This window comes from Paramicrobacterium salitolerans (assembly GCF_051513965.1).
Taxonomy (GTDB): Bacteria; Actinomycetota; Actinomycetes; order Actinomycetales; family Microbacteriaceae; genus Paramicrobacterium.
In genome coordinates this window covers 418,892-438,865 of record NZ_CP195847.1, presented here as the reverse complement: position 1 = coordinate 438,865, position 19,974 = coordinate 418,892, and the positions used below count along the sequence as shown (strand labels likewise).

Annotated in this window: 18 protein-coding genes; 8 read left to right on the top strand and 10 right to left on the bottom strand. The window is 65.2% G+C overall.

Translation table 11 applies throughout. The features are described from left to right. Window positions 1-19: 19 nt before the first annotated feature. From ACSAGD_RS02140 to rplJ, 4 genes are all read right to left on the bottom strand, one after another. A complete protein-coding gene (locus ACSAGD_RS02140; protein ID WP_437585210.1) occupies window positions 20-1,237 on the bottom strand; it encodes an MFS transporter in 1,218 nt (405 codons plus the stop codon). Between the two features lie 38 nt (window positions 1,238-1,275). Next, window positions 1,276-1,731, bottom strand: coding sequence for a MarR family winged helix-turn-helix transcriptional regulator (locus tag ACSAGD_RS02135; RefSeq protein WP_437584082.1), 456 nt, complete (start codon window positions 1,729-1,731; stop codon window positions 1,276-1,278). A gap of 118 nt (window positions 1,732-1,849) precedes the next feature. After that, the gene (gene rplL / locus ACSAGD_RS02130) at window positions 1,850-2,245 is read right to left on the bottom strand and encodes a 50S ribosomal protein L7/L12 (RefSeq protein WP_437584081.1); all 396 of its coding nucleotides are present in this window, start codon (window positions 2,243-2,245) and stop codon (window positions 1,850-1,852) included. A 47-nt stretch (window positions 2,246-2,292) separates the two neighbouring features. Further along, window positions 2,293-2,808 (bottom strand): 50S ribosomal protein L10, encoded by a 516-nt coding sequence (gene rplJ / locus ACSAGD_RS02125; RefSeq protein WP_437584080.1) that lies wholly within the window; start codon window positions 2,806-2,808, stop codon window positions 2,293-2,295. Window positions 2,809-3,144: 336 nt separating this feature from the next. On the opposite strand from rplJ, the gene ACSAGD_RS02120 reads away from it, so the two are divergent. The 4 genes from ACSAGD_RS02120 to xdhC all read left to right on the top strand — a co-directional run bounded on the left by ACSAGD_RS02120 (window position 3,145) and on the right by xdhC (window position 8,112). Further along, a complete protein-coding gene (locus ACSAGD_RS02120; RefSeq protein WP_437584078.1) occupies window positions 3,145-3,315 on the top strand; it encodes a hypothetical protein in 171 nt (56 codons plus the stop codon). A gap of 197 nt (window positions 3,316-3,512) precedes the next feature. Further along, window positions 3,513-4,946, top strand: a complete 1,434-nt coding sequence (locus tag ACSAGD_RS02115; RefSeq protein WP_437584077.1) for a xanthine dehydrogenase small subunit — start codon at window positions 3,513-3,515, stop codon at window positions 4,944-4,946. After that, on the top strand, window positions 4,943-7,321 hold the full coding sequence (gene xdhB, locus ACSAGD_RS02110) for a xanthine dehydrogenase molybdopterin binding subunit (RefSeq protein WP_437584076.1): 2,379 nt from the start codon (window positions 4,943-4,945) through the stop codon (window positions 7,319-7,321). Before ACSAGD_RS02115 ends, xdhB begins: the two co-directional genes overlap by 4 nt. Beyond that, complete coding sequence (gene xdhC, locus ACSAGD_RS02105; protein WP_437584075.1) at window positions 7,321-8,112, top strand: xanthine dehydrogenase accessory protein XdhC; 792 nt, start codon at window positions 7,321-7,323, stop codon at window positions 8,110-8,112. The genes xdhB and xdhC overlap by 1 nt, the downstream gene beginning before the upstream one ends. Window positions 8,113-8,440: 328 nt before the next feature. Here xdhC and ACSAGD_RS02100 read toward each other — a convergent pair whose 3' ends face one another. The 3 genes from ACSAGD_RS02100 to ACSAGD_RS02090 form a co-directional block, all read right to left on the bottom strand. Next, complete coding sequence (locus tag ACSAGD_RS02100; protein WP_437584074.1) at window positions 8,441-10,027, bottom strand: DUF222 domain-containing protein; 1,587 nt, start codon at window positions 10,025-10,027, stop codon at window positions 8,441-8,443. A gap of 164 nt (window positions 10,028-10,191) precedes the next feature. Further along, window positions 10,192-11,664, bottom strand: a complete 1,473-nt coding sequence (locus tag ACSAGD_RS02095) for an NCS2 family permease (RefSeq protein ID WP_437584072.1) — start codon at window positions 11,662-11,664, stop codon at window positions 10,192-10,194. Window positions 11,665-11,673: 9 nt separating this feature from the next. Continuing rightward, window positions 11,674-12,171: a nucleoside deaminase gene (locus ACSAGD_RS02090; protein ID WP_437584071.1), complete on the bottom strand. Its 498-nt coding sequence runs from the start codon at window positions 12,169-12,171 to the stop codon at window positions 11,674-11,676. 246 nt (window positions 12,172-12,417) lie between these two features. Between ACSAGD_RS02090 and moaA the strand changes: the two genes are divergently transcribed. Then, window positions 12,418-13,536: a GTP 3',8-cyclase MoaA gene (gene moaA, locus ACSAGD_RS02085; RefSeq protein WP_437584070.1), complete on the top strand. Its 1,119-nt coding sequence runs from the start codon at window positions 12,418-12,420 to the stop codon at window positions 13,534-13,536. Window position 13,537: 1 nt separating this feature from the next. Here moaA and ACSAGD_RS02080 read toward each other — a convergent pair whose 3' ends face one another. The 3 genes from ACSAGD_RS02080 to ACSAGD_RS02070 all read right to left on the bottom strand — a co-directional run bounded on the left by ACSAGD_RS02080 (window position 13,538) and on the right by ACSAGD_RS02070 (window position 17,171). After that, window positions 13,538-14,884: a nucleobase:cation symporter-2 family protein gene (locus tag ACSAGD_RS02080; RefSeq protein ID WP_437584069.1), complete on the bottom strand. Its 1,347-nt coding sequence runs from the start codon at window positions 14,882-14,884 to the stop codon at window positions 13,538-13,540. Between the two features lie 93 nt (window positions 14,885-14,977). Continuing rightward, window positions 14,978-16,426, bottom strand: a complete 1,449-nt coding sequence (locus tag ACSAGD_RS02075) for a sensor histidine kinase (protein WP_437584068.1) — start codon at window positions 16,424-16,426, stop codon at window positions 14,978-14,980. A gap of 1 nt (window position 16,427) precedes the next feature. Further along, window positions 16,428-17,171: a response regulator transcription factor gene (locus ACSAGD_RS02070; RefSeq protein WP_437584067.1), complete on the bottom strand. Its 744-nt coding sequence runs from the start codon at window positions 17,169-17,171 to the stop codon at window positions 16,428-16,430. 342 nt (window positions 17,172-17,513) lie between these two features. On the opposite strand from ACSAGD_RS02070, the gene ACSAGD_RS02065 reads away from it, so the two are divergent. Genes ACSAGD_RS02065 through ACSAGD_RS02055 form a run of 3 tightly spaced genes read left to right on the top strand, consistent with a single transcriptional unit; the run spans window position 17,514 to window position 19,966 of the window. Beyond that, window positions 17,514-19,187 carry a DHA2 family efflux MFS transporter permease subunit gene (locus ACSAGD_RS02065; protein WP_437585209.1) on the top strand — a complete coding sequence of 558 codons (1,674 nt, stop codon included), beginning with the start codon at window positions 17,514-17,516 and terminating at the stop codon, window positions 19,185-19,187. Between the two features lie 10 nt (window positions 19,188-19,197). Next, a complete protein-coding gene (locus ACSAGD_RS02060; RefSeq protein ID WP_437584066.1) occupies window positions 19,198-19,686 on the top strand; it encodes a MarR family winged helix-turn-helix transcriptional regulator in 489 nt (162 codons plus the stop codon). Window positions 19,687-19,693: 7 nt separating this feature from the next. After that, the gene (locus tag ACSAGD_RS02055) at window positions 19,694-19,966 is read left to right on the top strand and encodes a thioredoxin family protein (RefSeq protein WP_437584065.1); all 273 of its coding nucleotides are present in this window, start codon (window positions 19,694-19,696) and stop codon (window positions 19,964-19,966) included. The last annotated feature ends 8 nt before the right edge of the window (window positions 19,967-19,974 follow it).

The following is a 19,974-nucleotide window of genomic DNA, read 5'->3' as shown; positions in this document are numbered from 1 at the left end:
GCGCGTCATCCCGGCTGGGTCAGGAGGCGTCGCCGGTGGAGATCGCCTCGGCTTCCTCGAGCCCACTCGCGATGGAGGTGTTGACGCGACGCAGCACGCGGTGCCCGGCGAAGACCACGATGACCGCGACCGCGGCGGAGCCGGCCGCCGCATAGTACGGAATGGCCTCACCGAACGCGTCGGCCAGAAGCGTCGCGGCAGACGGCGCGATCGCGCCGCCGACGAAGCGAACGCCGGAGTACGCGGAGGAAGCAACCGACCGAGGAAGATCCGTAGCCTCCATGACGGACTCCGTCAGCACAGTGTTGAGCACACCGAGCACGAGACCGCCGAACACGATGCAGACGATGAGCCCAGGAACGGACTCGACGAGGAGACCGGCAGCCACGAGCGTGAGCGCCAAGAGGGTGAGCGCGATGCGCAGCACGGTGGTGCGGTGCAGGCGTGCCGTGAGCGCGGGCGCGAGGAAGACGCTCGTCACCGCAAGTCCCACTCCCCAGCCGAAGAACGTCAGACCGAGACCGAGCGCTTCGAGCCCGAGCGGGAAGGGCGAGTAGGCCAGCAGCACGAAGAAGGCCATGTTGTAGAAGAGAGCCGCAACAGCGAGGACGCCGAGTGCTGGACGAGCAAGGGCCGTGAAGGGGGCCGAGAGAGCGACGGGTTCAGGCTTCGCAGCATCGTCGTCTGTCTTCAGGAGAGTGACGATCGCGATGAAGCCGATCGCCATGAGCGCAGCGGTTCCGAAGAACGGACCGCGCCAGCTGATGTGCCCGAGCACTCCGCCGACGAGCGGCCCGACCGCGATCCCGAGACCGAGAGCGGCCTCGTAGAGAATGATCGCGGCACTCGATCCGCCCGCCGCGGCACCCACGATGGTCGCGAGGGCCGTGGAGACGAAGAGCGCGTTGCCGAGGCCCCATCCGGCCCGGAAGCCGATGACCGCCTCGACGCTGTTCGAGAGCGCGGCGAACAGGGCGAACAGCACGATGAGCGCGAGCCCGAACATCAGCGTGCGCTTCGCGCCCAGTCGGCTCGAAAGCCAGCTCGTGAAGAACATCGCGAGACCGGTGACAGCGAGGTAGCTGGTGAACAGCATCTCGGTCTCTGTCGGCGTTGCGTCAAGATCCGCGGCGATCGTCGGGAGGATCGGATCGACGAGCCCGATTCCCATGAAAGCGATGACCGCGGCGAATGCCACAGCCCATACGGATTTCGGTTGCTTCAGAATGTCACGCATGCCGCCGTCAGAGGCTGCTTTCACGAGAGTGTGCTCCTTTATCGTTTTGCGTCGAGTGCTGTCCGTTCGTCGACGATCTCGAGCGTCCGTGCAATGGCACGGAGGTCGTCATCGCCCAGCCCGGCGAAGTGGGGGGCGAGCGCGCGTCCGATGGCACGTCGCCACTCGGCGAGCGCCTCGCTCCCGGCATCCGTCACCTCGAGCAGCTGCGCACGCGCATCGCTCGGGTCGACGACGCGTCGCACCCAGTCGAGCTCGACGAGATGTTGGATGATCTTCGTCATCGTGGGCTGAGTGACCCGCGATTGACGAGCCAGCTCCCCCAGCCGCGCTGGGCCGATCGACAGCAGAGCCGAGATCGTGCGCCAGATCGCCGGGTTCTGCGGGTCGACGACCGCCTGCGCGGCGACGCGCGTGAGCCGGTGGGCCGATGCGACGAGCTCTCCGATGAGAGTCGCCGTGTCGGGCAGAGACTCAGAACCTTCGTCAGGCATGGACTCCATTGTATGCATAGCCTATCTATCTAATCAAATCGGCACTTAAATGGCACAGGGTCCCACTCCGATGGAGCGGGACCCTGTGTATTCACGTGATTCCCCTGACGGGGCGTGATTACTTGAGCGTGACGGTGGCGCCAGCCTCTTCGAGAGCGGCCTTCGCCTTGTCAGCGGTCTCCTTGTTGGCACCCTCGAGAACGGGCTTCGGAGCGCCGTCGACAAGACCCTTGGCGTCGCCGAGGCCGAGCGAGGTGAGCTCGCGGACGACCTTGATGACCTGGATCTTCTTGTCGCCAGCGGCCTCGAGGATGACGTCGAACTCGGTCTGCTCCTCAGCAGCTTCCTCAGCAGCACCCGCGCCACCAGCGGCCGGCGCACCAGCAGCAACAGCGACCGGAGCGGCAGCGGTGACCTCGAAGGTCTCCTCGAATGCCTTGACGAACTCGTTCAGCTCGATGAGCGAGAGCTCCTTGAACGCGTCAATGAGCTCCTCGGTTGACAGCTTTGCCATTGTTTTCTCCTTGTTGTTTCGTTTACTCACCGCGGGCAGGCAGGGGCCTACGCAGCGGACTCCTGCTTCTCACGCAGCGCGTCGACCGTACGAACGGCCTTCGACAGCGGTGCGTTGAACAGATATGCGGCTCCGAACAGCGAGGCCTTGAAGGCGCCGGCGAGCTTAGCCAGCATGACTTCACGGGACTCGAGGTCGGCGAGCTTGCCTACCTCTTCGGCGGTCAGCGGGTTACCGTCGAAGTAACCGCCCTTGATCACCAGGAGAGGGTTTGCCTTGGAGAAGTTGCGCAGACCCTTCGCGACAGCGACGGGGTCGCCGTGCACGAATGCGATCGCGGTCGGGCCGGTCAGGTCGTCGTTGAGCGACGAGATGCCCGCGTTGCCGGCGGCGATCTTGGTCAGCGTGTTCTTCACCACGGCAAAGGTTGCGTCCGCACTGATGGACTTGCGCAGCTCCTTGAGCTGACCCACAGTGAGGCCGCGGTACTCGGTCAGCAGAACGGCAGTCGAGCCCTGGAACTTCTCGGTGAGCTCGGCAACCGCGGCTTCCTTGTTCGCCATGGCCACTCCTTATGTTTACGTTGTCGTGTCGCGGAGGCGACACTCCCTCGACCGTGGTGGCCCGCACATGAAAAAGGCTCCGGCACAGGAGGCACGGAGCTGTTGCAGAGATTCTGCGTGAACTTCATTCCACCTGCGCGGGCCGTTCTCTGAGAGAACCTTCGTGGGTGAGCCTTTCGGCGCACCACAGACCAACGGTCTTCGGCTCCGACAAGAGTACGGCATCACCTGTGCAAATCCCAAATCCTGATGCCGACCTCTTGACACCACCCATCTCACTTCGTACTGTTTTCGTAGAGCAATATTTAGTTTCCGGTATATGAAAGAGGAGGGATCATGACGGACCTCAAGGACGAGCCCCGCAGCACCCCTGCCGAGGCTCACGATGTCGAGTGGCCGCCCTGGAACGGAGTTGACGCAGACATCTACATTCCCCCGAAGTCCCGCCGCCGCTGGTTCTCCTGGTTCAGCAGCGGAACTTCCGAAGAGGAGAGCCGCTCCGCCTGAGCATCCTGACCGCCTGTCATATCCACTTCGTGAAAGTGGCTTTCCGAAATGGTGACAAAGCCGCGGGCTCGGGTTAGACTTTGCGGACGCTGTCGACGACAGCGCAGGGCGGCGTCAGCTGACGCGTATTCCCACCGTATGACGAGGTACGGCGGTTCGAGGTGAACGCCACCTCGAATCGACAAGGAGCGTGACACATGGATGTGACCGTCAACGGGCAGAAGAAATCTCTCTGCGGCATCCGCGCACACGAAAACGCACTGGACTGGCTCCGTTCGAGCCGCCTGACCGGCAGCAAAGAGGGCTGCGCGGAAGGAGAGTGCGGCGCCTGCGCCGTGATGGTCGCCGTTCCCGACGGCTCGGGCGGAAGCACCTGGACGGCCATGAACTCGTGCCTGATTCCCGCGGCAGCGCTCGATGGTCAGGAGGTCGTGACAGCCGAGGGCCTCGGGACGTCCGGCGAGCTGCACCCCGTGCAGGAGAAGCTCGCCGAGGCGGGCGGCTCTCAGTGCGGCTACTGCACCCCCGGCTTCGCGTGCAGCATGGCGGCCGAGTACTACCGGGGTGACCGCACACCATGCGAGCATCCCGAAGACAGCGAGCACGGGCCCAACGGCTTCGACCTGCACGCGCTGAGCGGCAATCTGTGCCGCTGCACGGGCTATCGCCCCATCAGGGATGCCGCGTACGAGCTCGGCTCTCCCGAGGTGGGCGACCCGCTGGCAGAGCGCCGTGAGGCTGCTCCCCCGACTCCCGCTTCGACGGACTACACCGCCGACGACGGCCGCTTCATCCGCCCCGCGACGCTCGAGGAGGCCCTCGGCATCCTCTCGTCTGAGCCCGACGCGGTGCTCGTCGCCGGTTCCACGGACTGGGGCGTCGACGTCAACATCAAGGGGACGCGTGTTCCCCTCATGGTGGCGATCGACCGGCTGCCGGAGCTGCGCACTCTCACGATGGATGACAGCCGCTTCGAGATCGGCGCGGCTGTCACGCTGTCTGAGGTGGAGAAGCACCTGGGCACTCGAATTCCTCTCTTCGGAGAGCTGTTCCCTCAGTTCGCCTCGCGGCTCATCCGCAATCGGGCCACGCTCGGCGGCAACGTCGGAACGGGTTCCCCCATCGGCGACACTCCCCCGGCGCTCCTGGCGCTCGACGCAAGCGTCGTGCTCGCCTCGTCTGAGGGCGAACGCGAGGTTCCTCTCGCCGAGTACTTCACGGGCTACCGGCAGACCGTGCGTGAGCCGGGCGAACTGATCCGCGCCATCCGAGTGCCTCAGCCGCTCGCCCAGGTCACCGCATTCCACAAGATCGCGAAGCGCCGCTTCGACGACATCTCGAGCGTCGCGGTCGCATTCGCGGTCGACCTCACCGACGGTCTGATCTCACGCGCCCGTATCGGCCTCGGCGGCGTCGCCGCCACTCCGCTGCGCGCCCACGCCACGGAGGAACTGCTCGTCGGTCGCCCCATGAACGCCGAGACCGCGCGCCAGGCGGCCGCCTCGCTCGCGGGCGAAGGCACCCCGATGAGCGATCACCGCGCCAGCAGCGAGTACCGCAGCATCATGCTGTCGCAGGCGGTTCTGAAGTTCTTCGCCGAGCAGGCGGAGCGTGAGGAGGTGGGAGCATGAGCGCCCTGTCAGAACGTCCAGAGAACCCGGTCGTCGGAGCCCCCGAACCACACGAGAGCGCCGTCGGCCACGTCACGGGAACGGCCCTCTACACCGATGACATCGCCACACGCGGAGACGCGCTCACAGCGTGGCCGGTGCAGGCGCCTCACGCTCACGCGTATGTCACCGACCTGCGCGTCGACAAGGCGCTCGAGGTTCCCGGAGTCGTGCGCGTCCTCACCGCCGCGGATGTTCCGGGAGTGAACGACGCCGGTGTGAAGGGCGATGAGCCGCTCTTTCCCACTGAGGTCATGTACTACGGCCACGCGGTCTGCTGGGTGCTCGGCGAGACTCCCGAGGCCGCCCGTCTGGGAGCCAAGGCCGTCGAAGTCGACTATGATCCGCTCCCCTCGCTCATCACCGTGCGCGAGGCGATCGAGGCCGAGTCCTTCCAGGGACCGCAGCGCCTGACTCGACGGGGAGATGCGGATGCCGCTCTCGCACGCGCCCCTCGCGTGTTCGAGGGCGTCACCGAGTTTCCGGGGCAGGAGCACTTCTACCTGGAGACGATGGCGTCGCTCGCGTACTACGACGAGGGCGGTCAGCTCTACGTGCAGGCGGGCACGCAGCATCCCTCTGAGACCCAGGAGATCGTGGCGCACGTTCTCGGCCTCTCGAACAACGAGGTCACCGTGCAGTGCATCCGCATGGGCGGCGGCTTCGGCGGCAAGGAGATGCAGCCGCACGGCCTCGCCGCGATCGCAGCGATCGGCACAACTGTCACCGGTCGTCCCGTGCGGCTGCGCCTCAACCGCACGCAGGACATCACGATCACCGGCAAACGGCACGGCTTCCACGTCAGCTGGAAGGTCGGCTTCTCCGACGAGGGCAAGATCCTCGCACTCAAGGCGACCCTGACCGCAGACGGAGGCTGGAGCCTCGACCTCTCCGAAGCCGTGCTCGGGCGCGCGCTCTGTCACCTCGACAACGCGTACTGGATTCCGGACATCGAAGCGCTCGGCCGCATCTCGAAGACGAACAAGACGTCCCAGACCGCGTTCCGCGGCTTCGGGGGGCCACAGGGCGTTTTCGTCATCGAAGACATCATGGGTCGCTGCGCGCCCGAACTGGGCCTGGATGCCGCGGAGCTGCGGCGCCGCAACTTCTACGTTCCGGGCCAGTCCACTCCATATGGGCAGCCGGTTCGTCACGCCGAGCGCATGCACGATATCTGGGATCGCGTGCTCGAGACCTCGGATTTCGCAGCTCGGTCGGCGGAGATCGAAGCGTTCAACGCCGATCACGCGCACACCAAGCGTGCGCTCGCGATCACCCCGATCAAGTTCGGCATCTCGTTCAACGTCGCCGCTTTCAACCAGGCCGGTGCGCTCGTGCTCGTCTACAAGGACGGCTCCGTCCTCATCAACCACGGCGGTGCCGAGATGGGCCAGGGTCTGCACACGAAGATGATCCAGGTCGCGGCGACGGCGCTCGGCGTGCCGCGCTCACGGGTGCGTCTGGCGCCGACGCGCACAGACAAGGTGCCCAACACGTCGGCGACGGCGGCGAGCACGGGTGCTGACCTCAACGGCGGTGCGGTCAAGAACGCGTGTGATCAGATCCGCGACCGGATGGCCGGTGTCGCGGCATCCATGCTTCGAGCCAACCCGAGCGACGTGCGCTTCTCCGGTGGTACCGTAAGCGCTCTCGGGCAGCACGCGACGTTGACGTTCGACGAGGTCGCGCAGGAGGCATACGTGCAGCGCGTGCAGCTCTCGGCATCGGGGTACTACCGAACCGAGGGGCTCCACTGGGATGCCGAGGCGTGGTTCGGCTCGCCGTTCAAGTACTTCGCGTACGGCGCGGCGGCGACCGAGGTCGAGGTCGACGGCTTCACGGGCGCGTATCGAATTCGCCGCGTGGATATCGTGCACGACGTGGGCGACTCGCTCTCGCCGATCATCGACATCGGGCAGATCGAGGGCGGTTTCGTGCAGGGCATGGGCTGGCTCACGCTCGAGGACCTGCGGTGGGATTCCTCCGACGGCCCCGGTCGCGGCCGTCTGCTGACCCAGGCAGCGAGCACGTACAAGCTGCCGAGCTTCTCGGAGATGCCCGAGGAGTTCAATGTGGCTCTGTACGAGCGTGCGCACGAGGATGGCGTGGTCTACGGATCGAAGGCCGTCGGCGAACCACCGCTCATGCTGGCGTTCAGCGTGCGTGAGGCGCTGCGGCAGGCCGCGGCATCCTTCGGACCGGCCGGTGTGACGCGCGAGCTGGCGTCGCCGGCGACACCGGAGAACGTCTTCTGGGCGTTGCAGGATGCCGCGGCGAAGAACGCCCCGGATGTTGCCGCTGCAGACCTCGGCGAACCGAGTCTCGCAGGGTCCTGATGGACTGGCTGAGCGCTGCTCAGGCGCTGCGCGACCGCCGTGAGAGCCACGTGATCGTGACGCTCGCGGCGGTCCGCGGCCATTCCCCGCGCGACGGTGGCGCAAAAATGGTCGTCGCCGCCGACGACGCATGGGGGAGCATTGGCGGCGGCAATCTCGAGGCCACGGCGATCGATCGTGCGCGCAGAATGCTCAGGGATGCCTCAGGTGTGCCGGAGCTTCTCACGCTGAACCTGAGCGACAAGGCCCCGGCAGAGTACGGCGTGCAGTGCTGTGGGGGCGAAGTGACCATCCTGCTGGAACCAATGCGGACGATTCCCTCTGTCGCGATCTTCGGCATGGGTCATGTGGGCGCTGAGCTCGCACGTGTGTTGGCACGTCACGACATCGATCTGGCTCTCGTCGATTCACGCGAGGAGATCCTCGAGGCCGGTTCATTCGAGTCTCTTCCGGGACCTGCCACGATCGCCGTGCATCACGCTCCCGTTCCGGAATCGGTGCTGCAGCTTCTTCCACCTCGCAGCCATGTGCTGATCATGACGCACGATCATGCCGAAGACCTCGCCCTGTGCGACCTGGCGCTTCGCACGCCCGGACTCGCTTCGATCGGTCTCATCGGGTCAAGTGCGAAGTGGGCCAGGTTTCGCAAGAAGCTCAACGAGGCCGGTCACTCCACGGAGGAGATCGAACGTATCCAGACGCCGATCGGCATCGACAGCATCCGCTCGAAAGAGCCCGCTGCGATCGCCGTGAGCGTCGCCGCCGATCTGCTGAGCAAACGCACTGGTTAACGCTTGACCTGGTCACGGAAGCAACGTGGCTACCGTTTCGACATCACCCTTGACTGTGCCGACGACCGCCCATGAACCGGACTGACGACTCTGCCGCTTCCACTAGCCGATCTGCGATTTCGGCATCGGGTGCCAATGTATCTCAACGGTGATGTGCCAGTAGTGCGTATTTCAGGATGTTTCTCTACAACAATCGAGCGACGTCGGAAGGGCTGCACTGGTGAGGACTACGTCGTTGAAGGCCGCACTCGTGAGCACTGTGCTGGCCCGTTTCGCACTGTTGAATCACGATGAACCGAGTAGCTCCGCCCCGTCGGCGACGTCCAGCTCATGGCGCCGTCGGGCTGCCTGCGGGGTGTCCATCTCGTGGTGTGTTTGATGGTGTGATGCTTCGGCACAGGCACATCAGGTTCTCTGGCGTGGAGAGACCTCCGTCTTTCCACGCGACGATGTGGTCGACCTCGCAATGCCAGGCAGGCTCGTCACAGTCCGGGAAGTCACACGTCATATCTCGAAGCCGAATCTCACGTTTGAGCTTGTCGCTGAGTCGATATCTGGTGGGATCGACGCATTCATAGCGCCCGGTGACCGGATCTGTGAGGACTCGGGTGAAGCTCGTCGCACTGCCGACCAGTGTGCTTGCGGTGGCCGGATCGATCGGGCCGTAACCGTCGATGACCGCGGGCTCCGCACTCAGGCCCAGAAGAGAGAGAACGGGAACTGTGATCGTGACGCCCGGACGAAGCGCTGCGAGTTGAGCGCGCGTGAGCGTCACCGTATCGCTCGAGTTCGGCACTGAGCCTGCGGTGGCATCAGTGTCAGTGTCAGTGTCAGTGTCAGTGTCAACGGCGGCAGCATCAGCAGAGACATCAGCGGCTGTGCTGTCACTGAAGTCGTCGCCGAGATCGTCTTCATCGGCGATGGATTTTGCCGCAGCCGCAGTGACGCGCGGATCTGCCGCCGCCTCAGGCTCAGCGCCGTCGTCTCGCCCCTCGTGTGTTCCTCGCGTCGCGTGCGCATCAGCGTCACCGGTCGCGGGAGTGAACGCGACCGGAACCGTTCCGGTCGTGCCGTTCAGGCTCGCCGCAAGGTGCTCGATCACGAGATCGGCCTCGATCTGCTGCAGCGTGCGGTCATCGCCTCCGGACGCCTGGATACGACGGGCGAGCGCCCGTGTGCGCTCGCTGGCAGCCTGGACCACGTCAGCCGAGTGATAGACCCCGAACCAGCCCATACCGTCTCTATCGCAGACGAGATCGACTTGGCGGCTCTCGAAAGCGGTGTCTTTGCGCTTCTGAATCGACTCCGGGTGCAGCTGCTCACGGATCTTTCGCGCTGTCGCGCGGAATCGCGAGGGGTTCTGCGTGCGCGCGGCGCCCACGACGGCCTCGTCGAACTCGAGGAGCACATCGTCCGGCAGCGACCATGCCTCGTGCGCCGCCGTGCGCGCGTTCTGAGCGCTGATGTAGCCGTACTGCAGCCACTCCCAGATCTGCGGCAGCTGACGGACGACGGTCACGGCTTCGTGCACCAGCGTCGCTGCCGCACGCTCAGTGATCAGCAGCCGAGTCGCGATCTCCGCGATGAACGCTCGGCGCGTCGCCTCTGCGTCAGTGATGCGCCACTCCTCACGCGACTCGGCGAGAATCAGCTCTTGCTGTTCGAAGAACGCATGATGCGCCGCGGAGATCGCCCGAAACCGATGAGCCTCTTCTTTATTCAGGTACTCTTGCGCCCCATCAAGAGCGGAGAATGACGACCAGATGAGCTCTTCGCCCTCTGCAATGGGCGGCTCACACTCATCTTCGAGCTCAATCACGTCACGGATGAACCAGTACTCATCAGGCAATCGCGCATCGTGGTCACCCATCGGCACAGGGCCACTGAGCAACGAACACAGCTGCGCTTGATTCATGCTTCCACTGTACCAGAATTAGAACATAGTTTCGATAGTATGAGTGGACGTTTCGTCTCTGTGTCTCCTGACAGACCGGAGCGGACGTCAGACCGAACGGCGCTGCGCCGGTCGCAACGCTGAATGCATTGCGACCGGCGCAGGGTGTGGCGTGCGTCTCGGAATCAGCCTCCGAGCAGCGCTGTGATCGGACCGCGAATGAAGTACAGCAGGAACCCTGCCGACACGATCCACAGGAGCCAATGGACCTTGCGCGCCCGACCTGCGGCCGCATTGACGACGGCCCAACTGATGAATCCGACGCCGATGCCATTCGCGATCGAGTAGGTGAGCGGCATCGTGACGATGGTCAGGAACGCGGGGAGCGCCACCGAGAACTTCGTGAACTTGATGGCACGGATCTGCCCCATCATCATCGCGCCGACGACGACGAGGGCCGCAGAGCCGACCTCCATCGGGACGATGCCCGTGAGCGGAGTCAGGAACATCGACGCGAGGAACAGCACACCGGTGATGACGCTTGCGAAGCCCGTGCGCGCCCCCTCGCCGATGCCCGACGCTGAGTCGACGAACACCGTGTTCGACGAACCCGAGGTCACGCCACCCGCGATCGCGCCGGTGCCCTCGATCACGAACGCCGCGCGCAGACGAGGGAACGTGCCATCTTTATAGGCCACGCCCGCCTGCTTCGCGAGGCCGGTCATCGACCCCATCGCATCGAAGAAGTTCGTGAACACGAGCGTGAACACGAGCATCGTCGCTGACAGCATCCCGACCCGTTCGAACGAGCCGATCAGGTCGAACTGGCCCACGAGCGAGAAATCCGGCACCGACACGATCTGACTCGGAAGGCCCGGCACGTTCAGGTGCCAACCACCCTCGGCACCGGGTTCGATGCGCCAGATCGCCTGAGCGATGATCGCCAAGACGGTCGACACAGCCATGCCGATGAGGATGCCGCCGGGCACACGACGGGCGACGAGGATGCCGATGAGCAGAAGCGCCACGACGAAGATCGCGGTCGGAATGGTCGCGATGCTTCCCCCGTCGCCCAGCTGCACGGGAACGCCCTGCGCAGGGGTGACGAATCCTGAGTCGATGAACCCGATGAACGCGATGAACAGGCCGATGCCGACCGTGATCGCTGCCTTGAGCTCTTTGGGGATCGCCCGGAAGATCGCGGTGCGAGCACCGGTGGCTCCGAGCACGACGATGATGACGCCGTTGATCACCACGAGCCCCATAGCCTCGGGCCACGTGACCTCGTGGATGACAGATACCGCGAGGAACGAGTTGATGCCGAGCCCCGCAGCCAGGCCGAACGGCAGGTTCGCGACCACGCCGAACAGCAGCGTGATGACGCCCGCGGTGAGACCAGTGACGGCACCCACCTGTGCGGCGGGCAGCCATCCGCCAGCAACGTCGGTGGGCGCGGCGTCGGCGGCATGGCCGCCGAGGATCAGCGGGTTGAGGATGACGATGTACGCCATCGTCACGAAGGTCACGAGTCCGCCACGCACCTCGCGCCCGACCGTGGAGCCGCGCTCCGTGATCTTGAAGACGCGCTCGAGAACTGAGTTCGTCTTCGGCGCGTCGACCGGCGTGGTGGTCTCAGAGTTGTCTCGAGTCTGAGTCATGGCGCCACCTCAGTATTCGATACGGGTCGCCGTGCGGCCCCACTCGATGAAGGGTGCCGTTCGCGCGGCATCCTCGAGATCGATGCGCAGCACCGGAAGCATCGACGGGCGCCGTTCGGGCTCGTCGAAGAACCGATAGAACTCGGCGTCGTCGAACCCAGCGACGGCGGCATCCGTCCGATCTGCGGCGAACACCACCCGGTCGAGGCGCGCCCACAGCGCCGACGCGAGACACATGGGGCAGGGCTCGCAGCTCGTGTAGAGCACGGCGCCGGCGAGACTGAAATTCTGGATGCCTTCGCATGCCGCCCTGATGGCGGTCACTTCGGCATGAGCTGTCGGGTCGTAGTTCGCGGTCACACGGTTGACGCCCTCGAACTCGCGCCCGTCTGCCGTCACGACGAGGGCGCCGAAAGGGCCGCCCTGCTTCATGACGTTGTCGGTTGCGATGTCGATTGCACGAGCCAGATAGGCCTCATCGACGGGGGTGCTGGAGAGTGCGGTCATCGTCGTCCGTCACCTTCTATCGGTCCCGGACGACGCCACAGGGAGTTCGCAGCACGCCGACCGGAAAATGGGAATTCTTCGAGAAACGCATTTTTCACGGTGGTCATCATCGACGAGCGTGTTGCGGCTGGAGTCGAATGTAACAGGATCTCGAGAAAATGTCGAGATTTTTGAAATCGCGTTTTTGTATAGTGGAAATGCTGGCACGGTGTGGTGTTAGCCTGAGAGGCCAACGAGGAGGTGAGCATGAGCGAAACGACTCCGTCGGCAGACGACTCGGGAGCTCGCACCTCGCCCGTCGCCCTCCCGATCCCCAGCCTCAGAGCTCCGTCTGACGGGGCGCAGTTCAGCACCGACCGGCGCGGCAGGATGCTTCAGGATCTGCGCATCTCGGTGACGGATCGTTGCAACTTCCGCTGCGTTTACTGCATGCCGAAGGAGATCTTCGGACGCGACTTCGCCTTTCTCGAGCGCGACGAGCTGCTGACATTCGAGGAGATCGAGCGAATCGCCCGCGTGGCCGTGCAGGGCGGAGTGCGGAAGATCCGGCTCACCGGCGGCGAGCCTCTGCTGCGTCGCGGCATCGAAGACCTGATCGCCAAGCTCGCCGCAATTCGACGCCCTGACGGCGAGAAGGTCGATATCGCGCTCACGACCAACGGTTCGGCGCTCGCCCTGAAGGCGCAGGCGTTGAAGGATGCCGGGCTCGATCGCGTCACCGTCTCCGTCGACTCGCTCGACGAGGAGACATTTCAGCGCATGAACGACGTGAACTTCCCGCTGCATCGCGTATTCGACGGCCTTGCCGCCGCGCACGAGGTCGGCCTCGGCCCGATCAAGATCAACATGGTTGTGAAGAAGGGCCTCAACGACCACGATATTCTCCCGATGGCGCGCTATTTCAAGCAGACGCCGTACGTTCTGCGCTTCATTGAGTACATGGATGTCGGCTCCACGAACGGATGGCGCCTCGACGACGTCGTGACCGCCGACGAGATCGTCGAGCAGATTTCGGCGGAGATGCCGCTCGAGACGCTGAATCCGACGGCGCCCGGCGAGACGGCATCCCGCTGGCGCTACACCGATGGACAGGGCGAGATCGGCGTGATCGCGTCGGTCACGAAGGCGTTCTGCTCATCGTGCACACGCGCACGGATCTCGACCGAGGGGCGACTGTTCACGTGCCTCTTCGCGAATGCGGGATACGATCTGCGCGAGCTGCTGCGCTCGGGAGGAACGGACGAGGACCTGGATGCCGCGCTGCGAGGCATCTGGGCGAATCGTGCTGACAACTACTCGGAACGACGGGCGAGCCTCACGCCCGGAACGCGCCGCAAGATCGAGATGTCGTACATCGGCGGCTGAGCTACTCCGCCGCGAACGGCTCGCGCGAGCGACGACCGAGATGGTGGAAGAACACGTTCAGTACGACCGCCATGATCGTCGCCGAGCTGATGCCCGACTGGAAGATCACCTGGAACCAGCTCGGGAACTGCGCGTAGATCTCGGGCTGCACCATGGGCAGCATTCCGAAGAACAGCGAGATCGCGACGAGCAGCAGGTTCAGGCTGTCGCCGAGGTCAGCCTTTGCGAGGGTGTGGATGCCGCTGGCCGCGACGGTTCCGAACAGGGCGATTCCGACACCCCCGAGAACGGGCGTCGGTATCGCCGCCACCACACGCCCGAGCACGGGGAAGGCGCCGAGAACGACGAGAACGACGCCTCCGGCCGCGACGACGAAGCGGCTCGAGACCTTCGTGATTGCGACAAGGCCGACGTTCTGCGCGAACGCGCTCTGCGTGAAGGAGTTGAAGACCGGCGACACCGCGCTCGAGAGCATGTCTGCGCGAAGCCCCGCGGCCACACGCTTGGAATCGACCTTGGTTCCCACGACCTCCCCGACGGCGAGAATGTCGGCCGTCGTCTCGGTGAAGGTGACGAGGACGAGGATCATCATCGAGATGATGGCGGGCGCATCGAAGGTGGGCGGGCCGAGGACGAACGGCTGCGGCAGGGCGAAGACGGGCCCCTCCGGGACCGCGGAGAAGTCAGCCATGCCGAGCACCGCAGCAACCGCGGTGGACACGACGAGGGAGATGAGAATCGAAAGTCGGGACACCGCCGCGGACCCGAACTTGGAGAGCACGACGACCAGGAGGAGCGACAGCGCGGCCAGACCGATGTTCGCCACCGATCCGTAGTCTGCCGCCTCGGCATCCGACCCCATCGCCCAGCCTCCGGCGACGGGCAGCAGCGATGTGCCGACCATCACGATCACGACACCGCGGACGACCGGCGGGAAGAAGCGAAGGAGAACCGCGAAGAAGGGCGCCAGCAGAAGACCGATCACGGACGACACGATCACCGCACCGAAGATTCGCGGCAGCCCTCCCCCATCGTCGAGGATGGCGAGCATCATCGCGACGCCGGAGAACGACACCCCTTGAACGAGCGGCAGCTTCGACCCGAAGAACGGGATGCCGAGCGTCTGCAGCAGAGTCGCGAGCCCGCCGATGAAGAGGCAGCACGTGATGAGCATCCCGATGTCGCTCGTCGACAGACCCGCCGCCTGCCCCATGACGAGCGGCGGCGCGATGATGCCGCCGTACATCGTCAGAACGTGCTGGACGCCGTAGACGATCGTGGGCCAGAGCGGCAGCTTCTCGTCTTCCGGACGCACCTCGGCTGTCGATTCGCTCTGCGCGTCGGCCATGCTCGCTGTGCTCCTCACTGTGCCCAGGCGCACAGGCGGCCCAGACGTCGATTCATCGTGCGCCGGACGTGCAGCTCAGCGTGGCGACGTCACTTACGCTGAGCGAACCGGCAAGACGATCCTAAACTGCGTACGCCCGGGCTCGCTCGTCACGCTCGATGTACCGCCGTGCGCCGCGACGACGCCGTGCACGATGGCGAGACCGAGCCCCGTGCTGCCGGTGGATCGGGCACGGGAACTGTCGCCCCGCACAAAGCGCTCGAAGACCGCATCCACCATCTCAGGATCGATGCCCGGCCCGTTGTCCGTCACAGTGATGACCGCGTCGCGCCCCTGGAGGGACAGCTCAGTCTCGACGGCGGTGCCCTCCGGCGTGTGCACGCGAGCGTTCGTCAGCAGGTTCAGCACCACCTGGAAGAGACGCTGTCTGTCTCCTCCGACGATGACCGGCTGACTCGGCGTCGTGAGCTGCCAGACATGCTCAGAGGATGCCGCACGGGCGTCCGACACGGCGTCGGTGACGAGCTCCGTCAGGTCGACCGGCGCGGTCTCGAACTCACGCCCCTCGTCGAGCCGAGCGAGCAGGAGCAGATCCTCCACGATGTCGGTCATACGGCGAGACTCCGACTCGATGCGACCGAGAGCATACCGCGTGTCGTCGGGGATCTCCTCGCCGCTCATTCTGGTCAGCTCGGCGTATCCGCGGATCGATGCGAGCGGCGTGCGGAGCTCGTGGCTCGCGTCGGAGACGAATCGGCGCACCTTGTCCTCGCTCGCCTGCCTGGCCTGGAGTGCGTGGGAGACGTGCTCGAGCATGCGGTTCGTGGCGGCCGCCACGCGCCCCACCTCGGTCACGCCCTCGGGGTCGTCGGTCGGCACGCGAACGGCGAGCGCGACCTCGCCGCGGTCGAGGGTCATGGTCGAGACGGTCGTCGCCGCGGCCGTCACGCGATCGAGCGGTCGAAGCGCGAGCCTCACGAGCGCGTAGGCGCCTCCTCCGGAGATCACGAGCACCCCGACCGCCACCGCGAGCACCACGAGGATGAGCTCGGAGATCGTGCTCTCGATGTCGGCGAGGGGAAGCCCCACGATGATGGAGACACGCGCGTCGACCGGGACGGCGAGCGCGCGGTAGTTTCCGAGGCCGGGGCCGAGATACACCGTCGTCGGGTGCGAGCCGATCTTGGCGTCCTGCAGTGCCGTGGCCTGGTGCTGGCTGAGCGGCGGGATGTTCAGGTTGCTGTCGAGGTAGCCGCCGGCGACGACCGTGTCGTCGACCGTCACCGCGCCGAGCGTGCCGACCGACTGACCGAGGGAGCTGATGAAGTCGGGGGCGCTCCCGGTTCCGGGGTCACCGTGTTCGATGGATGCCGCCGAGCGCGACGTCGCCTCCGTCAGCTGCTTGTCGATGCGCCCCATGAGAATGGACTGCACGCTGAAGACACTCACGACCCCGATCACGAGGGCGGAGAGCGTGATGAACGCCACCGTCGCGACGACGAGCGTGCGACGGAGCGCCCAGGGCGACCGGCGCGCGGTCACCTCAGACCGCCTTCAGCATGTACCCCGCACCGCGAACGGTGTGGATCATCGGCTCACGTCCAGCGTCGATCTTCTTGCGAAGGTAGGAGATGTACAGCTCGACGACGCTGGCCTTTCCGCCGAACTCGTAGCTCCATACGCGGTCGAGGATCTGCGGCTTGCTGAGCACCCGACGCGGGTTCCGCATGAGGTAGCGCAGCAGCTCGAACTCGGTCGCGGTCAGCTCGATCGGCTCGCCGCCCCGCGTCACCTCGTAGCTGTCTTCGTCGAGCACGAGATCTCCGACGGTGATGACGGAGTCCGCTTCCGCCGCGACTCGCGCCGTGCGTCGGATGAGGCCGCGCAGTCGGGCCACGACCTCCTCGAGACTGAACGGCTTCGTGACGTAGTCGTCTCCGCCCGCCGTGAGACCCGCGATGCGATCGTCGAGGGCATCCTTCGCCGTGAGGAAGAGCACGGGGACATCGTCACCGTCACCGCGCAGTCGCTGCAGCACCGACATCCCGTCGAGGTCAGGGAGCATGATGTCGAGCACGATGACGTCGGGCTTGAAGTCGCGCGCCTTAGCGAGGGCCTCCTGCCCGGTCGCCGCAGTCTGGACGTCCCAGCCCTCATAGCGGAGGGCCATCTTCATGAGGTCGGTGAGGCTCGCCTCGTCGTCGACCGCGAGCACGCGAATGGGTGAGCCGTCGGCACGGGTCATGGTGGTCGTGGCGGGATCTGCCGCCTGCGGGTACATGCTCATGTTCTCCAGTATCCGCGGCAACCTATGAATCCCCAATGACTGCGCTTTGTGCTTTCAAAGAATCGGATTTTTGGGGCAGTGCGCGGCGTGTCCGTCGCCGCCACGCCGCACCGAATCCGAGATTTCCGACTCCTTGTTTCGAACGTCGGAGTGCGGACCCACGCAACCGACTGAGAATGTGCCGAGACCTCCCACCCAGAGGACGGAATTAGTTGCGCACAGTCAACCATTTACATATAGTTGCGGAATACAACGATATTCGTTCGACCTTTTCAGGAGCCTCCCCGCGTGACATCCGCCCCCGCACCCGTCGTCGACCACGCTGCCGGCGAGACGCCTAAGATGAGCCACCGCGAAGTGCTGCAGGCACTCTCGGGACTGCTCACGGGCATGTTCGTCTCGATCATCTCGGGAACCGTCGTCAGCAGCTCGCTGCCGATCATCATCGCCGACCTCGGAGGTACACAGGCCTCCTTCACGTGGGTCGTCACGGCGACGCTGCTCGCCACGACCGTGTCGACGCCCATCTGGGGCAAGCTCGCCGACATCTTCAACCGCAAGCTGCTCATTCAGATCGCGCTCGTGATCTTCGTCGCATCGTCGGCCATGGCCGGCTTCTCGCAGGACCCCGCCTCTCTCATCACCTGCCGCGTCTTCCAGGGACTCGGTGCGGGTGGCCTGACCTCGCTCAGCCAGATCATCATGGCCGACATTCTGAGCCCGCGCGAGCGCGGCAAGTACATGGGCCTCTTCGGTGCTGTCATGGGCGTCGGAACCGTCGGCGGACCGCTCATCGGCGGCTTCCTCACCGACGCGATCGACTGGCGCTGGAACTTCTTCGTGGGCGTCCCCTTCGCGATCGTCGCGATCATCCTGCTCCAGAAGACGCTTCACCTGCCCGCGGTGCCCAAGGGCAAGGTCACGATCGACTACCTCGGCACCGTTCTCCTCGCTGGCGGAGTCTCGCTTCTGCTGATCTGGGTGAGCCTTGCCGGCACCGAGTTCGACTGGTGGAGCACTGAGACCTTCGCGATGGTCGGCGGCTCACTCGTGACGCTCGCCGTGTTCATCTTCGTCGAGTTCAAGGCGACCAACCCGATCATCCCCCTCCCACTGTTCAAGAACCGCACATTCACTCTCGCGGTGATCGGCAGCATCTCGGTCGGTGTCGCGATGTTCGGCACGTCGGTCTTCCTCAGCCAGTACATGCAGCTCGCTCGCGGAGCCAGCGCGACAGAGTCCGGCCTCATGACCATCCCGATGGTCGCGGGGATGCTCGTGTCATCGACGCTCATCGGAATGGTCATCTCACGCACCGGCAAGTGGAAGCGCTACATGGTCCTCGGTTCGATCATGCTGACCGTCGGCATGTTCCTGATGGGCACGATCCGCTTCGACACGAACTTCGCGATCGTCTCGGCGTACATGGTGCTTCTCGGCGCCGGCGTCGGAATGGTGATGCAGAACATGGTCCTCGTGGTGCAGAACGCCGTCGACCCACGTGAACTCGGCGTCGCCAGCTCAGGCGTCGCGTTCTTCCGCAGCCTGGGTGGCACCGTTGGAATCTCCGCGCTCGGCGCGGTGCTCGGTTCGCAGGCGACGAGCCTCATGGCCGACCGCAAGGACGACCTGATGGCGGCCATCATGAAGCTCGGTGAGAAGGGCGCCGGCGTCGCCGATGCCCTCTCCAGCGGCCAGCTTCCCGCGATGAAGGACCTCCCGGAGAGCGTCCGCGTGATCATCGAGTCGGTGTACGGCCAGGCGGTCGCCGACATCTTCGTGGTCGCCGCTCCGCTCGCGATCGTGACCATCCTCGCGGTGGCCTTCCTCCCCAACCTCTCGCTCAGCACCAAGACGAATCACCAGCGCATGACGCAGTCGAGCGCCGAGGCCGGCGACGATGTCGCTCAGGTCGCCGAGGCGAGCGTCGCTGCGGAGCCGCGCACGGGCCAGCTCGATGCGACCGGTCAGGATGCCCAGGCCAGCGACCGGGACGGCACGTCGAGCGGTCGATAAGATGATGCCCATGACCGGCGAGTCGTCCGACACCAGCGCCCTCGAGGAGGCTATCGGCGAGGTGGAGCAGGAGTTCGGCTCCATGTATACGCACATGCGGCACGTGCTCATGCGCCGAGCCGAGGCCGTGCATCCCGAGCTGACGGTCTTCGGCTTCAAGGCGCTGCGGATGCTGTCGCACGAAGACGGCCTGCAGCAGGGCATCATCGCCGAGCGTCTCTTCACTGACAAGGGCGTGGTGAGCCGCGTCGTGCGTCAGTTGGAGTCGCTCGGTCTCGTGCGGCGCGACCCAGACCCGACGGATGGGCGCGCGCAGATCGTGTCCGTCACGGACGAGGGCCGCGATCGGCTCGATCAGGTGGTCTCCGATGACCGGTCGATGCTCCGTGCCAGGCTTTCCACATGGGAGTTGGACGACATCCGCCGCCTGCGCACGCTTCTCGCGAAGCTGAACGAGGTGACAGACGAACGGGAACACGAGCTGCGCCAGAGGTGTTGAGACGGGCATGGACATCGTGCTCTACACGTCCGCCTTCTGCGCTCCGTGCGCGTCGGCTCGGGCCACACTCGCGCACGTGAAGCGGCTCGTTCCGGCGCTCACATCGACGGAGCGTGATGTCGTCCGCTTCGAAGAGGATGCCGCGGCCGACGGCATCCGATCGACCCCCACCTTCATTCTGAGATCGGATGCCGGTGACGAGCTGTTCCGCGCGGAGGGAGCGCCTCGTCTCGACCAACTGCTCACCGCTGTCGCGCAGCACATCGACCTGCCGCGCTGAGCGCGCCG

Coding starts and splice junctions, on each gene's coding strand:
- ACSAGD_RS02060 (WP_437584066.1), top strand. CDS start 19,198: ATGACCGGCGAGTCGTCCGACACCAGCGCCCTCGAGGAGGCTATCGGC.
- xdhB (WP_437584076.1), top strand. CDS start 4,943: ATGAGCGCCCTGTCAGAACGTCCAGAGAACCCGGTCGTCGGAGCCCCC.
- rplJ (WP_437584080.1), bottom strand. CDS start 2,808: ATGGCGAACAAGGAAGCCGCGGTTGCCGAGCTCACCGAGAAGTTCCAG.
- ACSAGD_RS02070 (WP_437584067.1), bottom strand. CDS start 17,171: ATGAGCATGTACCCGCAGGCGGCAGATCCCGCCACGACCACCATGACC.
- ACSAGD_RS02065 (WP_437585209.1), top strand. CDS start 17,514: ATGAGCCACCGCGAAGTGCTGCAGGCACTCTCGGGACTGCTCACGGGC.
- ACSAGD_RS02055 (WP_437584065.1), top strand. CDS start 19,694: ATGGACATCGTGCTCTACACGTCCGCCTTCTGCGCTCCGTGCGCGTCG.
- ACSAGD_RS02115 (WP_437584077.1), top strand. CDS start 3,513: ATGGATGTGACCGTCAACGGGCAGAAGAAATCTCTCTGCGGCATCCGC.
- ACSAGD_RS02095 (WP_437584072.1), bottom strand. CDS start 11,664: ATGACTCAGACTCGAGACAACTCTGAGACCACCACGCCGGTCGACGCG.
- ACSAGD_RS02120 (WP_437584078.1), top strand. CDS start 3,145: ATGACGGACCTCAAGGACGAGCCCCGCAGCACCCCTGCCGAGGCTCAC.
- ACSAGD_RS02090 (WP_437584071.1), bottom strand. CDS start 12,171: ATGACCGCACTCTCCAGCACCCCCGTCGATGAGGCCTATCTGGCTCGT.
- xdhC (WP_437584075.1), top strand. CDS start 7,321: ATGGACTGGCTGAGCGCTGCTCAGGCGCTGCGCGACCGCCGTGAGAGC.
- rplL (WP_437584081.1), bottom strand. CDS start 2,245: ATGGCAAAGCTGTCAACCGAGGAGCTCATTGACGCGTTCAAGGAGCTC.
- ACSAGD_RS02080 (WP_437584069.1), bottom strand. CDS start 14,884: ATGGCCGACGCGCAGAGCGAATCGACAGCCGAGGTGCGTCCGGAAGAC.
- ACSAGD_RS02140 (WP_437585210.1), bottom strand. CDS start 1,237: ATGCGTGACATTCTGAAGCAACCGAAATCCGTATGGGCTGTGGCATTC.
- ACSAGD_RS02135 (WP_437584082.1), bottom strand. CDS start 1,731: ATGCCTGACGAAGGTTCTGAGTCTCTGCCCGACACGGCGACTCTCATC.
- moaA (WP_437584070.1), top strand. CDS start 12,418: ATGAGCGAAACGACTCCGTCGGCAGACGACTCGGGAGCTCGCACCTCG.
- ACSAGD_RS02100 (WP_437584074.1), bottom strand. CDS start 10,027: ATGAATCAAGCGCAGCTGTGTTCGTTGCTCAGTGGCCCTGTGCCGATG.